Below are 15,645 nucleotides of genomic sequence, written 5' to 3'. Positions count from 1 at the left end.
ATGGATCGGGGGCAACGTTTTATGGCTGCGGCGATGGTCTTGTCGCTGATTGCGCACGCCTTTCCCATATTTGGCATTAAATTTGTGCTGCCCAATCCGCGGCAATTTATGTCGCAGCAACCGCTCGACATCGTTTTAGTGAACCAAAAAACCACCACTCGGCCCAAAAATGCCGAAGTTGAAGCGCAAGCGGATCTCGATGGCGGCGGCAATACCGATGCGCCCGATCATCGCGTGAAATCGGCGCTGCCCGCTAAGTCCAAGCAAACTGAGCTAGAGCTGGAGCAAGTCGAATCCAAACTCAAAAAATTGGAAGAGCAGAGCAATCAAATGATGACTCAGCTTAAATCCAATTCAAAAGCGCCTAGCGATGTGAAAAACGTACAGCAAAATCCAGACGGCCAGCCGCTGGACGCGGAAGATTTAAAAGACCAGATCCGCAAACAGCAGGAAATCGCTGGCTTGGCCGCGCAAATTGCCAAGCAAAATCACGAATACCAAAGCAAACCGCGTAAAGCCTTTGTTGGCGCGCGCGCCAAACAAACCAGCGTAGCGATGTATATGGACGGCTGGCGCCAAAAAATCGAGCGCGTCGGCACGATGACTTATCCCGTCGATGCCACGGGTAAGAAAATCTATGGCCAGTTGCGCGTCACGGTGGAAATCGGCGCCGATGGCAGCATGCTGAGCTCACAAATCGATAAATCATCGGGCAACCCGCAGCTTGATGCGGCCGCGCTGCGGATTTTGAAAATGTCCGCGCCCTTCTCGAAATTGCCACCCGATATGATGGATGCCACGGGCAAACCCGCCACCGTGCTGGTGATTACGCGCACTTGGACGTTTGAGCGCCAAACTTTAACGGCAGAATAATGCGCATCCTCGGCATCGACCCCGGCTCGCGCACGACCGGTTTTGGCGTGATCGATGTCGTCGGGCAAAATCGCGTTTATGTGGCTTCGGGTTGCATTAAAACCCAAGGCGGTCCGCTGGCGGGGCGGATTAAGGTTATTCTCGACGGTATTGCGCAGATTGTCGCAACTTATAAGCCCGATGAGTCCGCCATCGAACAAGTTTTTGTCAACGTCAACCCAGCTGCCACCTTGATGCTCGGCCAAGCGCGCGGTGCGGCGGTGGCGGCCTTGGTACTCGCGGGCTTGCCAGTCACCGACTACACCGCGCTGCAAGTGAAACAAGCCGTGGTCGGTAATGGCCATGCGGATAAAGATCAGGTTGGGCTGATGGTGCAGCGGCATTTGCGTCTGTCTGGCGTGCCGCAGGCCGACGCGGCCGACGCGCTCGGCGTTGCACTGACGCACGCTCAGCATCAGGGCGGCGCAGCCAAACAACTCGCGGCGTATCGCATGTCGATGAAACGTGGGCGGATGGCCTAGGGTATTGCCCTGTGAATTAATTTTTGATTCGTATGTATGCAGATACATAGGCAAGTATCTGCCGCCTGTTTGCTTCTTGCGCCAATTGCCGCGCTGCGCGTCACCGCTTTTGATTTTCGCCCCGTAAAGCCGTTATACTGTACGTTCGTTCACTTTGGCCTTCGCCGCGAGTTTTATCATGATCGGTCGTCTCACTGGCAAATTACTCGAAAAACAACCGCCGCAAATTCTGCTCGACGTCGCTGGCGTCGGTTATGAAGTCGACGTGCCGATGAGCACTTTTTATGTGCTGCCACATTTGGGCGAAACGACAACGCTCTTTACCCATTTTGTCGTGCGTGAAGACGCGCAGCTATTGTTTGGTTTTGCTACGCGCGAAGAGCGCAATAGCTTTCGCACGCTGATCAAAGTGTCGGGCATTGGTGCCAAAATCGCGCTGGCGATTTTATCAGGCATGACAGCGGACGAATTGGCGCTGGCGGTGGCATCAGAAGACATCAAACGCCTATCGGCGGTACCCGGCATCGGCAAAAAAACCGCCGAGCGCTTGGTGCTCGAACTGCGCGGCAAACTGGCGACCAGCAGCTTGGTGGCCATGCCAGGCGAATTGCCGTTGGCGACGACACCGGATGATCGTAGTGATATTCTAAACGCCCTACTCGCCCTAGGTTATAACGAGCGCGAAGCCAATATGGCGATGAAAGGTCTGCCTGCGGATGCGTCGGTGAGCGACGGGATTCGCATGGCGCTGAAATCTTTAGCCAAAGGCTAATGGGGTATTTGTATTATGCTTAGTTCAATTATTGGCTACGTATCAATACCTGCCGCAGTATATGGATAAACACAATGATCGAAACCGATTCGCTATTTTCCGCCCCGCCGCCTGATCGGCTGATCACGGCGCAAAAGCTCTCGAATAATGAAGAGCAGCTCGAACGCGCATTGCGGCCGAAATTGCTCGACGAATACGTTGGGCAAATGAAGGCGCGCGGCCAGCTCGAGATTTTTATCGAAGCGGCGAAAAAGCGCGGCGAAGCGCTCGATCATGTGCTGCTGTTTGGCCCGCCGGGGCTAGGTAAAACGACTTTGGCGCATATTATAGCGCGCGAATTGGGCGTGAATTTACGTCAAACCTCTGGACCTGTTCTCGAGCGTGCCGGTGACTTGGCTGCGCTGCTGACCAATCTAGAGCCGCACGATGTGCTGTTTATTGACGAAATTCACCGTCTTTCGCCGGTAGTCGAAGAAATTATCTACCCCGCGTTGGAAGACTTTCAGCTCGATATTATGATCGGCGAAGGCCCTGCGGCGCGTTCGGTCAAACTCGACTTGCCGCCGTTTACCTTGGTCGGCGCGACGACTCGGGCAGGTATGTTGACCAATCCGCTGCGCGACCGTTTCGGTATCGTGGCGCGCTTGGAGTTTTATACCCCGGAAGAACTCATGCGCATCGTCAGCCGTTCTGCGGGTTTGCTGAATGTGGAAATGGCCGACGATGGCGCATTTGAAATCGCGCGCCGTTCGCGCGGTACACCACGGATTGCCAATCGCTTGCTTCGCCGTGTGCGCGATTACGCCGAAGTGAAGCACAACGGCATCGTGACGCGTGAAGTGGCCGATGCCGCACTGCAAATGCTCGACGTCGATCACGCCGGTTTGGACGTGATGGATAGAAAGCTATTGCTGGCGATTTTGGAAAAATTTGGTGGCGGCCCGGTCGGCTTGGATAACGTCGGCGCAGCGATAGGCGAGTCGACCGATACGATTGAAGAAGTCGTCGAGCCCTACTTGATTCAGCAAGGTTTAATGCAGCGCACGCCACGCGGTCGAATGGCGACTTTGGGGGCGTACGCGCATTTTGGTTTGAATGCGCCAAAAACCGATGAATGATTGGTAATTTCATACAAAATCAACGCTAAATGCCCCGAAAGGGGCATTTTTTATGCACAATAGCTGTATATATTTTGCAAGCAACGCGTCTTGCGCAGCTTTTCACCCAAGCTGAACTTTTTTAGCTGAGCTTTTTCTTAATCGAAGCGATTATTTTTTGGAGTATTTCCCGTGGATGTCAGCGCTGGCGTACAAGATATGTCGATAATTAGCTTGGTGATGCAAGCCAGTTTCGTCGTGCAGATGGTGATGGTGATTTTGATGGCACTGTCGTTTATGTCGTGGTGGCATATTTTCAGCAAGCATTTCACATTGGCGAATGCCAAAAAGCACACCGAGGAATTTGAAGACCGCTTCTGGAGCGGCTCGGATTTAAATGGGCTTTATGAACACGTAAAGCGTAGCCGCAGTATCGGCATGGAAAAAATCTTTGAAGCGGGTTTTGGCGAATTTTTAAAATTGCGCCAAAAAGGCGGCATGGAATTATCCGACGTGATGGAAGGCACGCGTCGTGCGATGCGCGCGTCTTGCCAGCGCGAATTGGATTTCCTAGATAAACACAACGCCTTTTTGGCCTCGGTCGGCTCGGTGAGCCCGTATATCGGTCTGTTTGGCACGGTATGGGGCATTATGTACGCGTTCAAAGGCTTGGGTAATGTTGGCCAAGCCACTTTGGCCACAGTAGCGCCGCACATTGCTGAAGCCTTGGTCGCCACCGCGATCGGCCTGTTTGCCGCGATTCCTGCTGTTGTAGCGTATAACCGTTTTGCGTATGACGTTGATCGTTTGGCAAACCGCTTTGATACCTTTATCGAAGAGTTTTCTAACGTTTTGCAACGCCAAGTGCGTTAAGGCGGCGCTATGCGAAATCGTCGCGCACGTCGCGCCAAAAGCGAGATCAATGTCGTTCCCTATATCGACGTGATGTTGGTGCTGTTGGTGATCTTTATGGTTGCCGCACCCATGATGCAGCCGTCGGTGATTAATCTGCCTAGCGTGGGCAAAGCCAATACCGAAGTGAATGCCAAACCGTTGACCGTGGAAATCTCGGCCGAAGGCGCTTTGGGCTTAGTGGATGCGCCTGGCAGCAAGGCCGAGGCGCAGGCGAATGTGACCGCTTTGGTAGAAGCGATTAAAGCCAAAATGGGCGCGCAAAGCGATCGGCCAGTGATTATTTCGGCGGATAAAAATGTGAAGTACGAGGTCGTTGTGCAAACAATGGATCAATTGCAGCGCGCTAATATCGCCCGCGTTGGTTTGATGGTGCAGCCAAAATAATGAATCAAAAGCAAAACCCCGCACACGCAGAAAGACGCGGCCTGTCGTTTGTACTGGCCGTGGTGATGCATGTGATTTTGGCTGCGGCGTTGCTCTTGTCGGTGCAGTGGAAAACGCAAAAGCCCGCTCCCGTTGTTGTCGAGCTGTGGGGCGGTCCGCCGCCGGCGGCGCCGGAGCAAGCGCAGCCCGAGCCCGTTAAACAAAAGCCAGTGAAGCTTGAGCCGCCCAAACCGGAAGTCGTGCCAGAAAAAGTGGATATCGCCACTGAAAAGGTGAAAACAACGCCTAAGCCGACGGTAAAACCAACGGCAACGCCAAAAGTGACCGCTGCGCCAACGGCTACGCCGAAAGCAACGGCAAAGGCTACGGCAGTGAAAGCCGCACAGCAGGCCCCAGTTAAACCAACTGCGAAACCTGCTAAGCCCCCAAAAAATGAAGAGCCAACTTCTAAAGATTTACTTGCTCTTGATAATGTTGTGTCGGGTAGTAAGAGCGACAGCAGACCCGCTGCGGGTGGTAAACCCGGTGGAACGGGCAATAACCCAAATGCCACTTCGGGCATGGGGTCAGGTAGTAGCGGTCTTGGTCGAGGGTATGTCGATGGAATCGGCAACAGAATCAAGCTCAACATCGTATACCCTAATGAAATGGTAGGAAATCCAGAGGTTATTTATAAAATAATGCTGTTCCCGACGGGCGAAGTTCGCGATATTCAACTATTGAAAGCGAGTGGCAATAAAGCTTGGGATGATGCAGTGAAGAATGCGATTCAGCGCTCCGCGCCATTCCAGAAACCACCGAATAATGCGTCTTTTAGCGAATTCAGTGGGGTTGAATGGAAATTCCGTCCGAAATGATGCGTGTCTTGGTTATTGCTTTGCTACTCGGTCTAAGTCTGAGTAGCAAAGCCGATACCTCGGTTCGCGCTTCATGGGTGAGTGATGGTGTTGGACCTCCACATCCTATGACGGTATATCGGGCAAAAATAGCGGGATTAATCCAAGCAAAATTAATTTATGCTGCTGAGCAATCTGGTCGTAATCCACGTGTGGAGTTTGAGGTATTGATTGCCGAAGATGGTTTTGTGCAGCCAGATAATATTCAGCTACTGAGTAGCTCAGGTGATGAGGAATATAACTTGGCAGTTAAAAAAGCAATCTTGGCTGTCGAAAAATGGCCGCCATTCCCTGCTGGATATGGAACATCTAATCAACTCAATAAGATAAAAATAGTCTTTCGTCTTAAATAACTGGGATAAGAAGAATGAACCTGTTTAAAGCGATTTTACGTAGTGTGATTGTAGCCAGTACTTTATTGGCGAGTACGGCAGCGCACGCCGATATGACCGTTGAAGTTGTGGGGTTTGGCAGCCAGCAATACCCCATCGCCATCGTGCCATTTAAAAACGAAATCGGTTTAGCGCAGGCGATTACGCCGGTGGTGAATACCGATCTGGGCAACAGTGGGTTGTTTAAAGTAATTCCGGCTGGTGATGTGGCGCCGCAGCCGTTTAGCTCGGCCGAGATTAACTACCCTGCCCTGCAAGCTAAAGGCGCGCAAACGGCACTGGTCGGCCAAGTGATTCCCGATGGTAATCAAGTGACGGTGCGCTTTTGGTTGGTAGATCTGGCGACCAAGCAGGAATTAATTGCGTTTGAAAAGCGCGGTAATGCCAATCAAACGCGTCGTTTAGCGCATCAAATCGCCGATATGATTTATGCCAAGCTCACCGGTAAAACCGGAGCTTTTGCTTCGCGGATTGCGTATGTGCTGAAAACGCCGGGTCGTTATCAGTTGCAAGTGGCTGATTCGGATGGCTATGGTGCGCAGACTGTTTTGGCTTCGCGCAAGCCAATTATGTCACCGCGCTGGTCGCCAGATGGTGGCAAACTGGCGTATGTGTCGTTTGAAAAAGAAAAACCCGTTGTGTACGTCCATGAGTTGGCCACGGGTAAACGCATTGAAGCGGCAAATTTTAAAGGTAGTAATTCATCGCCGGCTTGGTCACCCGATGGCAAGCAACTGGCGGTGGTGTTGAGTAAAGACTTGGGCAGCCAGATTTATGTGGTGAATGCCGATGGCACGAATCCACGCCGTGTAACGACAACTGGTGAAATTAACACGGAACCTTCTTTCCTTGCCGATGGTCGGACGCTTATCTTTACGTCTGACCGCGGGGGTAGCCCACAGATTTATCGCCAGAGTATCAGTGGCGGTGATGCGGTGCGTTTGACCACGTCGGGGGGCTATAACGCCAGTGGCAAAATTTCGCCCGATGGCCGTTCGATGACGTATATCACACGCAATAATGGCTACCGTGTTGCGATCATGGATCTGGCCAGCCGCCAGAGCATGACGCTGACCGATACCAATATGGATGATTCGCCGTCATTTGCGCCCAATAGCCAGATGATTTTGTACGAAACTGATGTGGGGCGTCGCGGCACTTTGGCGATTGTGTCGGCCGATGGCCGAGTCAAGCAGCGCCTGAAAGCGCAGGGTGGTGAAGTTCGCCAGCCTGCATGGGGCCCGATGTTGCGTTGATGCTGTTTTTTTTACCTTAATGGAGTAAACCGATGAAAAAGATTGCCCTCAGTGTGCTGATGACTGCTTTGTTGGCTGCCTGCGCGAGTACGCCTGCGCCAGTAACGGATCCTAATGCTGGCCAAAATGCCAGCGGCGTGGCAAATGCGGGCAGCGAAATCAAAACTGTCGATACCACAGGGACTACAGGCTCAAAATTGGATCCACGCCTGACTGATCCAAACAATACCCTGTCGCAGCGTCGCGTGTATTTTGATTACGATTCCTTCACTGTGAAAAGCGATTACGATGCGATGGTAAAGGCGCACGCGCAATTTTTAGCGCAAAATCGTGATTACAAAATCATTTTGCAAGGTAATACCGATAATCGCGGTACCGCGGAATATAACCTCGCCTTGGGTCAGAAGCGCGCTGATGCAGTTGCCAAAATGTTGCTCGCTTTGGGGGTGAACGAAAACCAAATCGAAGCAGTGAGCTTTGGTGAAGAGCGCCCGCTAGAAAACGGTGATACCGACGAAGCTTGGGAACGTAACCGCCGCGCTGACATTGTGTATAACGGCGAACAAACGCAATAATTGCTTGCATCAGAATGGCATTCTGCCTACGCTCTTGTTGAATACAAAGGGTGTATTGCTCATAACCCCCGCTACGGCGGGGGTTATGCATAGATACCGTGAGATAAAGATATGAAACGATTGAAATTTACCTTAATGGCCATGGTATTGGCAGGTATGTCCATGCAAGCCCACGCAGGTTTGTTTGATGATGATGTAGCTCGTAAGCAAGTGGCAGACTTGGCAGCTAGTGTACAAAACTTGCAGCAGCAAAATGCGCAGCGCCTTGAACAGCTGGAGGCCAGCAATGCCCGCATGCTCGATTTGGTGCGCCAGCTGGATGCACAAAAAGAAGAAATCGCACAATTGCGTGGCGCCAACGAAGTGCTGCAATTTAATTTGGATGAGGCGGTGAAACGCCAAAAAGACCTATATATCGATTTAGATGCACGCCTGCGTAATATCGAGCAATCGAAAGCCGAAGCAAAGCAAGAGGCCAAACTTAGCGAGCAAGATAGCTTTGACGCAGCAGTGGCCTTGGTGCAAAACAAAAAACACAAAGAAGCAGGTGCCGCATGGGCTAAATTTGTGGCGGATTATCCAAATAGCGACAAAATGGCGGCGGCCCAATATTGGATGGGCATGAACTATGCCTTTAGCAAAGACTATAAGTCGGCCAATATCGCATTTAAAAATGTGGTGGAAAACGCCCCTGATGATGCCAAGGCGCCCGATGCGCTGCTTGGTTTGGCATCCGTTGCCGCAACGACGGGTAACAAAAAAGATTCGCGCAACTACCTGATCAATATTTTAGAAAAATATCCGCAATCAGAAGCGGCCGCCAAAGCCAAAAAAGCATTGGCAGCACCCAACTAAGCTGTATCTCAGACCAACAAAAACCCCGGAGTATGACTCCGGGGTTTTTGTTTTTTTAAGCTGATGCGTAATCAACTTTCGTAGAATTTTGTAATGGACTGCATCTAAGTATTTGTTTAATCTTACTTGAATATAAAAATAAAATATTTGCATTGTAATATTTAAGGCGATGTGGTGATTAAACTACCAAGGAGAAATGTATGTTCAAACTCAACAAACTCACAGTGGGCTTAGTGATGGCCGGTTTGGTGTTGCAGTCTTATGCCGCAACAGCGCCGAAACCTGCAACTGAATTTACCAAGCAAGCCAATCAAAAAGTACTAGAAGAATTGCCATTTAACGATAAGCAAGATTTTGCCGATGCAAAAAAGGGCTTTATTGCTAAACCTGATACGCTGACGATCAAAGACGCCAAAGGTAATGTGGTATGGGATCTGGAGGCATATAAGAAATACATCACTTCCGACGCTGCTGCGCCAGATACGGTCAATCCAAGCTTGTGGCGTAATGCCCAGCTGAATATGGAATATGGTCTGTTTAAAGTGACCGATAAAGTGTACCAAATCCGCGGTTTTGACTTATCCAACATCACCTTTATCGAAGGTAAAAAAGGTTGGATCGTGATGGACCCGCTGATTTCGGCCGAAACCGCCAAAGCGGCGCTTGATTTTATCAATGAAAAACTTGGCAAACGCCCTGTCGTTGGCGTGGTTTACAGCCACAGCCACGTTGATCACTACGGCGGTGTGCGTGGCGTGGTATCCGACGCTGATTTGAAAGCAGGCAAGGTTAAAATTTTTGCACCTGAAGGCTTTACCGAGCACGCGGTATCCGAGAATGTGATCGCAGGTAATGTGATGTCGCGTCGCGCGATTTACATGTACGGCGCAATGTTGCCGCGTAATGCCCAAGGTGGTGTGAATGGCGGCTTGGGTCAAACGACTTCAACGGGTAGCGCTGGCTTATTGCTCCCAACCCAATTCATCAAAAAAACGGGTGAAGAAGTGGTGATCGACGGCGTGAAAATGGTGTTCCAAGTCACGCCAGGCACCGAAGCGCCAGCGGAAATGAATACCTACTTCCCGCAATTTAAGGGCTTGTGGATGGCGGAAAACACGACCAACACCATGCACAATATCCTGACTTTGCGCGGTGCGCAGGTACGTGATGCCTTGAAATGGTCGAGCTATCTGAACGAAACGATCAATACCTGGGGCGATAAGGTTGAGGTGAAATTCCAGTCTCACCACTGGCCACGTTGGGGCAATAGCAATATTGTCGATTACTTCAAAAAGCAGCGTGACCTGTATAAATACACGCACGATCAATCAGTTCGTCTGATGAACCAAGGTTATACCGGCGAAGAAATCTCTGAAATGATTCAGTTGCCACCCGAGCTGAATAACTTCTGGCCGAACCGTGGCTACTACGGCACTTTGCGCCACAACAGCCGCGCGGTATATCAGCGCTATATGGGTTGGTACAACGGTAATCCATCAAACTTGAATAATTTGCCGCCTGAAATGGTGGGTCCAAAATACATCGAGTTTATGGGCGGTGAAGCCGAAGTGCTGAAAAAAGCCCAAGCGTCATTCGATAAAGGCGAATACCGTTGGGTAGCCGAAGTAATGAAACACGCCGTGTTTGCTAACCCAAGCAATACCGAAGCCAAAGAGCTGTTGGCTGATGCGCTGGAGCAATTGGGCTACCAAGCAGAATCTGGCCCATGGCGTTCAGTGTATTTGCAAGGCGCGTTTGAACTACGCAATGGCGTGCCGAAAGCGGGCGGTATCAATACCGCATCGCCAGACACCATCAAAGCCATGTCGCCTGAAATGTTGCTCGATTACCTGTCGGTACGTTTGAACCCAGAAAAAACCGCGGGTAAAAAATACACGATTAATCTGAGCTTTACCGATACCAAGCAAGACTACGCTTTGAGCGTGGAAAATGCGGTATTGAATTACAACAAAGCCTTGGCGAAAAAAGCGGATGTCGGTGTTGCCATGAGCAAAGCCACGCTCAACGCCGTTCAATTGAAAGAAACGACACTGGAAAAAGCGGTTGCCGATGGCAAAGTGAAAATCACGGGTGATGTTGCTGTGCTCGAAGACTTCATGGGCTCCTTGGATAACTACCAATTCTGGTTCAACGTCGTAACGCCATAAGCCGAGTTTCCCTTTAGGGGAATGGAAAGGGTGGGGTTCAAATATGTTTGCGGCAAATAGCAGGGTTTCTAGTGTTTGCCCATTTTTGAATTGCCACCTTTTCAGTAGCCTAACCCGGGTTTCGCCCGGGTTTTTTCTTCGGAGGAGAATTAAAATGAAGAAATTGCTTCCGGCTCTTTTTAGTGCCCTAATCGCCTCAATCGCCACGCCAGCTCTCGCCTGTGGTTACGATAGTATCATCAATAATCCGTTTACACTGAACTACCCCGGTAGTATGGTCGTGGCGCTCAAGACGCAGCAAGCGATTACCGAGGGCGCGATCAGCCCACTGCCAGCGCTAACAGGAAAAGATGGTTTGGCGCGAGTTAGCCAGTGGCTCGAGCAACTGCGCGGCCGTTTGCAGCAAGCGGGTTTGGACGAGCGCTTTAGCGTTTATTTGGTCGATTCAAACCTCTGGACGCGCTTTGATCCGCTGGGCGGCAATGTGTTAGTTCAGTCGCATATCACGCCCGAGCCCAATGAAACCGTACTCTTAATGACCGAGGCGGGTTTGAACGCGCTATTGCACGCCAATCTCACTTTGGCGCAGGCGCAGCAAAAGCAATTATTTAAGTGGTCCAAAACGAACGATGCGCGCGTGGTGGCAAGCTTTGAGCGTTCGATCAGCGAAGTGGCTATTTTTTAATGCTGGGTATATTGATTTCTGCAATACACCACATGGTCTTTGTCGATATACCCACTGTTTAATTGTCGAGTTTAATCACTAAGCAGCGATAACACAGCGCCGCGCCAACGCCGCAACACGCCAAAGTGCTAGCCAGCGGCAGCGTGGTGCCATCGTGCCAAAGCCCCATAATGACGCCCGCCAGCGTCGCGATGCCAAATTGCAGCGTTCCCATTAGTGCGGATGCCAAGCCCGCCTGCTCGCCATGATGTGCAAGCGCACCTGCGGTGGCGTTGGGCGCAGCAAAACCCAAGGCGATTAAATACAGATATAAGCAAGCCAAGGTGAGCCAAAACGGCGGGTGACCGATGAGGCTGGCGAGCAATAGGCCGCCGCTAGCCAGCGCCAGCAGGGCCGAGGCGCGCTGCAAGACTTGGTCGATGCTCAGGGTTTTTAGTGCGCGCGCGTTAAATTGGCTGGCGACGATATAGCAGGTGGCAATGCTGCCAAAGGTGAAGCTGTATTGCGTGGGGCTGAGGCCATACACCTTCATCATCACAATCGGCGAGCCAGTGATATAGCTAAACAGGCCCGCCACCGCCAAGCCGCCGGTGAGCGCGTAACCCAAAAAACGCCGATCGCGCAGCAGTGCGCCATAGGCGTGCAAGGTCTTGCCCAGCGCCAAACTCTGCTCAGTGCGCGCTGCTCGAGTTTCTGGCAACAGACCGTAAATCGCGACGATGCACAGCAAGGCAAAGAGCGCCAGCAGGGCAAAAATCGTGCGCCAGGTGCTCACGCCGACCACCCAGCTTCCGAGCAGCGGTGCCAAAATCGGTGCCGCGCCCATTACCAGTACCAAGGACGAAAACACTTGCGCCGCTTGGCGTGGCTCGCAGCGATCGCGCACCACAGCACGCGCAATCACCATGCCCGCGCAGCCGCCGAGTGCTTGAATAAAGCGAAAGGCAATCAGCGCCTCAATACTTGTTGCCAACGCGCAGGCGATCGACGCCAGCAAATACAGCGCCAAACCAACTAGTAAGGGTGGTTTGCGGCCATAGTGGTCGGATACCGGCCCGTACAGCAGTTGGCCGAGCGATAGGCCGATAAAATAGCTCGCTAGCGTCAGCTGCACTGTGCCGTCGTCGGAGTGCAGGCTATGCGCAATCGCCGGTAGCCCCGGTAAATACATATCAATCGACAGCGGGCCAAGCGCGGTGAGCGCGGCGAGTAATAAAATCCAGCCGGCAAAGCGGCCCTCTGCGGGCGACGATTTAGAATTATTCATTATGGGTATGTCTTTTTAGGCCTTATTACAATTGGCTTTTATGGTGATACATGGTGGTGTTTATTTGGTGCTCTCCCAAGCTCCAATGATTAAACGCTGATAGCCAATCGAAAGCAATGCGCAATTTCGTTATTACGCACGTGGCAAAGCCGAATTAATGAGGTTTGGGTAATCGTGCCTATGTCAGAAGCGCACACAGGTATAAAATGGCGTGTGGCCTGACGCTAATCAGCGCTGCCGTTTTTTTACATCCCCCAGACTGTTTTTCTGGAAAGGACCTTAATTCATGCGCGAATCTTTGCGTATCACCGAAATTTTCCACTCGCTGCAAGGCGAAACCAGCCGTATTGGCTTGCCTACCGTGTTTGTGCGCCTGACTGGCTGCCCGATGCGCTGCACTTATTGCGATAGCGCGTATGCGTTTACCGGCGGCAAAACGATGAGCCTGGACGAGATCATGGCGCAGATCGAATCCTACGGCTGTAAAACCGTTTGTGTCACCGGCGGCGAGCCGTTGGCGCAAAAGCCAGTGCATCTGCTGTTCAAGCGCCTGTGCGACGCGGGCTATAGTGTCAGCACCGAAACCGGCGGCGGCCAGCCGATTGATTGCGTCGACCCACGTGTGTCGCGCATTTTGGATATTAAAACGCCCAAATCGGGCGAAATGGGCAATATGCTGTGGGCGAATGTCGACGCAGTGACCGAGCACGATGAGATTAAATTTGTGCTGGTCGATCGCAGCGATTACGAATGGGCACGCGACTATGTGCGCGAACACAAGCTCAATGAAAAAGCACCGGTGATTTTCTCGCCCGTATGGGAAAGCCTGAAACCCGTTGATTTGGCCGATTGGGTTGTTGCGGATAAATTGCCGGTGCGCGTGCAAGTGCAATTGCACAAAATTCTCTGGGGCGAAAAACCAGGGGTATAAGACTGTAGCTGTTTTCAAATTTGGCTTTTGTTGATATACCCTGTTGGAGTTTAAGATGAATAAAAAAGCGATTATTTTATTATCGGGTGGTTTGGATTCAGCCACCTGTTTGGCGATGGCCAAGGCGGCGGGTTTTGATTGCTACGCCTTATCGTTCGACTACGGCCAGCGCCACAATGCCGAGCTTGAAGCGGCCAAGCGCGTTGCGGCAAGCCTCGGCGCGGTTGAGCACCGCGTGATTAAGATTGATCTGGCCGCGTTTGGCGGCTCGGCGCTGACCGATGCCAATATCGCCGTGCCGGTTGATGGCGCGATGGACAACGAAATCCCCGTCACTTACGTCCCCGCGCGCAATACCGTGCTGCTGTCGTACGCGCTGGCGTGGTCGGAAGTGCTGAAAGCCGATGATATTTATATCGGCGTCAACGCCGTTGATTACTCGGGTTACCCCGACTGTCGCCCTGAATACATTTCTGCGTTCCAGGCAATGGCACGCTTGGCGACCAAGGTCGGCGTTGAAGGCTCGTCGCTGCACATTCATACGCCATTGATTCGGCTGACCAAGGCGCAAATCATCGCCGAAGGTTTGAAACTGGGCGTTGATTACAGCCTGACCACCACTTGCTACCAAGCCAATGACGCCGGTGAAGCGTGTGGCGTGTGCGACGCCTGCCGTTTGCGCGCCGCAGGTTTTGCCGCCGCTGGTGTCGCTGACCCGACACGCTACCAAGCCAAATAATGGGTTAACAACCCAATAATCAGAAACGGCACCTTGGGGTGCCGTTTTTTTATGGGCATTTAATTTTGAGCCTGTATTTGCAATGTTGTCTTGTAGCTTATATGTATCTTTTCAATTAAATCAGCCCTATATGGTTAATGGCTCAATTTGATTGCGTTATATTGAATTATTCTGTTGAACGCTGAAAGGTTGCTGCTATGTTTGATAATCCACAATTGCAAAAAATATTATCGCGTCGTTTGTTAGATGTGTTGATTCAGGCCGGTTTGATTATTGCGTTGATTGGATTTTCGTACAAAATCTTCGCCCCCTTTATGACCTTAATGTTGTGGGCTTTGATTTTGGCTGTGACTTTATTTCCGTTGCATCAAAAGTTAGCCAACAAATTATCGGGCAAGCAAGGCCGCGCTTCGACTGTGCTGATTTTATTGGGCATTGCATTGATTTTTGTGCCTTTATGTTTACTCGCAAGCTCGCTGGCAGATTCGATCACCGATTTCGTACATGGGATGCGAGACAACACGCTCGCGATTCCACTGCCCAAAGAAGGCGTTGTTAGTTGGCCGGTGATCGGCGATAAGGTCTATACGGTGTGGACTACTGCTGCGACTGATTTGCCCAGCTTGATTCAATCGTTGCAGCCAAAAATTGGTGATTTAGCCAAAAAAGCGCTGGGCTTTGTTGCAAGTATCGGCGGCGCGATGTTGCAGTTTTTGTTCTCATTCATTATTGCTGGCGTCATTATGGCTTACGGTCAAGATGGCCATGCTGCTGCGCGAGCCATTAGTCGCCGTTTTGTCGGTCCAGAAAAAGGCGAGCAATTTGCCGTTTTATCCACCGCGACGATTCGCGCGGTGGCGCAAGGTGTGATTGGCGTGGCGTTTATTCAGGCGGTGTTATTGGGCACGGCCTTAATGATTGCGCATATTCCGTTTGCAGGTGTTTTGGCGGTGCTGGCGTTGATTCTGGGTATTGCGCAATTGCCCGCAATTATTATTTTTGCCCCTGCGGTGGCCTACATCTGGATGAGCGGTGAATACAATACCGTCCCAGCCGTGATTTATACCGTGCTGTTGGCGGTTTCGGGGATGGCCGATAATGTGTTGAAACCACTCTTGCTCGGTCGCGGCGTCGATGCCCCAATGCCGGTGATTTTGCTCGGCGCTTTGGGTGGCATGGTGTCTGCTGGGATATTGGGGATGTTTGTGGGGGCGGTTATCCTTGCCTTGGGTTACCAGATCTTTATGGCTTGGGTGAATGAGGCTTCTTCGGATACGCCAGCCGATACTGCAGCTGCACAAACCGCCGCTGAGAAATAA

17 protein-coding genes are annotated in these 15,645 nt (G+C 51.5%); 16 read left to right on the top strand and 1 reads right to left on the bottom strand.

The window, feature by feature from the left end:
• From NT239_09235 to NT239_09175, 13 genes are all read left to right on the top strand, one after another.
• Complete coding sequence (locus tag NT239_09235) at positions 1 to 873, top strand: TonB family protein (GenBank protein XGA69981.1); 873 nt, start codon at positions 1 to 3, stop codon at positions 871 to 873.
• Positions 873 to 1,394, top strand: a complete 522-nt coding sequence (gene ruvC, locus NT239_09230; protein XGA69980.1) for a crossover junction endodeoxyribonuclease RuvC — start codon at positions 873 to 875, stop codon at positions 1,392 to 1,394. Before NT239_09235 ends, ruvC begins: the two co-directional genes overlap by 1 nt.
• Positions 1,395 to 1,572: 178 nt before the next feature.
• The gene (ruvA, locus tag NT239_09225) at positions 1,573 to 2,166 is read left to right on the top strand and encodes a Holliday junction branch migration protein RuvA (protein ID XGA69979.1); all 594 of its coding nucleotides are present in this window, start codon (positions 1,573 to 1,575) and stop codon (positions 2,164 to 2,166) included.
• Between the two features lie 74 nt (positions 2,167 to 2,240).
• Positions 2,241 to 3,284 (top strand): Holliday junction branch migration DNA helicase RuvB, encoded by a 1,044-nt coding sequence (ruvB, locus tag NT239_09220; protein XGA69978.1) that lies wholly within the window; start codon positions 2,241 to 2,243, stop codon positions 3,282 to 3,284.
• A gap of 198 nt (positions 3,285 to 3,482) precedes the next feature.
• Positions 3,483 to 4,136 carry a protein TolQ gene (gene tolQ, locus NT239_09215; GenBank protein ID XGA72792.1) on the top strand — a complete coding sequence of 218 codons (654 nt, stop codon included), beginning with the start codon at positions 3,483 to 3,485 and terminating at the stop codon, positions 4,134 to 4,136.
• 9 nt (positions 4,137 to 4,145) lie between these two features.
• Positions 4,146 to 4,562: a protein TolR gene (tolR, locus tag NT239_09210; GenBank protein XGA69977.1), complete on the top strand. Its 417-nt coding sequence runs from the start codon at positions 4,146 to 4,148 to the stop codon at positions 4,560 to 4,562.
• On the top strand, positions 4,562 to 5,419 hold the full coding sequence (locus NT239_09205) for a cell envelope integrity protein TolA (GenBank protein ID XGA69976.1): 858 nt from the start codon (positions 4,562 to 4,564) through the stop codon (positions 5,417 to 5,419). Before tolR ends, NT239_09205 begins: the two co-directional genes overlap by 1 nt.
• Positions 5,398 to 5,811 carry a TonB C-terminal domain-containing protein gene (locus NT239_09200; protein ID XGA69975.1) on the top strand — a complete coding sequence of 138 codons (414 nt, stop codon included), beginning with the start codon at positions 5,398 to 5,400 and terminating at the stop codon, positions 5,809 to 5,811. Before NT239_09205 ends, NT239_09200 begins: the two co-directional genes overlap by 22 nt.
• Positions 5,812 to 5,825: 14 nt before the next feature.
• Entirely contained in the window at positions 5,826 to 7,106 is a 1,281-nt protein-coding gene (tolB, locus tag NT239_09195) for a Tol-Pal system beta propeller repeat protein TolB (protein XGA69974.1), read from the top strand.
• 32 nt (positions 7,107 to 7,138) lie between these two features.
• Positions 7,139 to 7,681, top strand: a complete 543-nt coding sequence (pal, locus tag NT239_09190) for a peptidoglycan-associated lipoprotein Pal (protein XGA69973.1) — start codon at positions 7,139 to 7,141, stop codon at positions 7,679 to 7,681.
• A 111-nt stretch (positions 7,682 to 7,792) separates the two neighbouring features.
• Positions 7,793 to 8,536, top strand: a complete 744-nt coding sequence (gene ybgF / locus NT239_09185) for a tol-pal system protein YbgF (GenBank protein XGA69972.1) — start codon at positions 7,793 to 7,795, stop codon at positions 8,534 to 8,536.
• Between the two features lie 200 nt (positions 8,537 to 8,736).
• Complete coding sequence (locus tag NT239_09180; protein ID XGA69971.1) at positions 8,737 to 10,704, top strand: MBL fold metallo-hydrolase; 1,968 nt, start codon at positions 8,737 to 8,739, stop codon at positions 10,702 to 10,704.
• A gap of 154 nt (positions 10,705 to 10,858) precedes the next feature.
• Positions 10,859 to 11,389, top strand: coding sequence for a hypothetical protein (locus tag NT239_09175; protein XGA69970.1), 531 nt, complete (start codon positions 10,859 to 10,861; stop codon positions 11,387 to 11,389).
• A gap of 58 nt (positions 11,390 to 11,447) precedes the next feature.
• Here the strand turns inward: NT239_09175 and NT239_09170 are convergent, their stop codons facing one another.
• On the bottom strand, positions 11,448 to 12,656 hold the full coding sequence (locus tag NT239_09170) for a multidrug effflux MFS transporter (protein XGA69969.1): 1,209 nt from the start codon (positions 12,654 to 12,656) through the stop codon (positions 11,448 to 11,450).
• Positions 12,657 to 12,942: 286 nt separating this feature from the next.
• Here NT239_09170 and queE point away from each other — a divergent pair, with 286 nt between their 5' ends.
• From queE to NT239_09155, 3 genes are all read left to right on the top strand, one after another.
• Positions 12,943 to 13,587, top strand: a complete 645-nt coding sequence (queE, locus tag NT239_09165; GenBank protein XGA69968.1) for a 7-carboxy-7-deazaguanine synthase QueE — start codon at positions 12,943 to 12,945, stop codon at positions 13,585 to 13,587.
• 55 nt (positions 13,588 to 13,642) lie between these two features.
• Entirely contained in the window at positions 13,643 to 14,326 is a 684-nt protein-coding gene (gene queC, locus NT239_09160) for a 7-cyano-7-deazaguanine synthase QueC (GenBank protein ID XGA69967.1), read from the top strand.
• Positions 14,327 to 14,523: 197 nt separating this feature from the next.
• Positions 14,524 to 15,645 (top strand): AI-2E family transporter, encoded by a 1,122-nt coding sequence (locus NT239_09155; GenBank protein XGA69966.1) that lies wholly within the window; start codon positions 14,524 to 14,526, stop codon positions 15,643 to 15,645.

The organism is Chitinibacter sp. SCUT-21, assembly GCA_041874755.1.
Taxonomy (GTDB): Bacteria; Pseudomonadota; Gammaproteobacteria; order Burkholderiales; family Chitinibacteraceae; genus Chitinibacter.
This window is presented reverse-complemented; position numbering and strand designations above follow the sequence as displayed.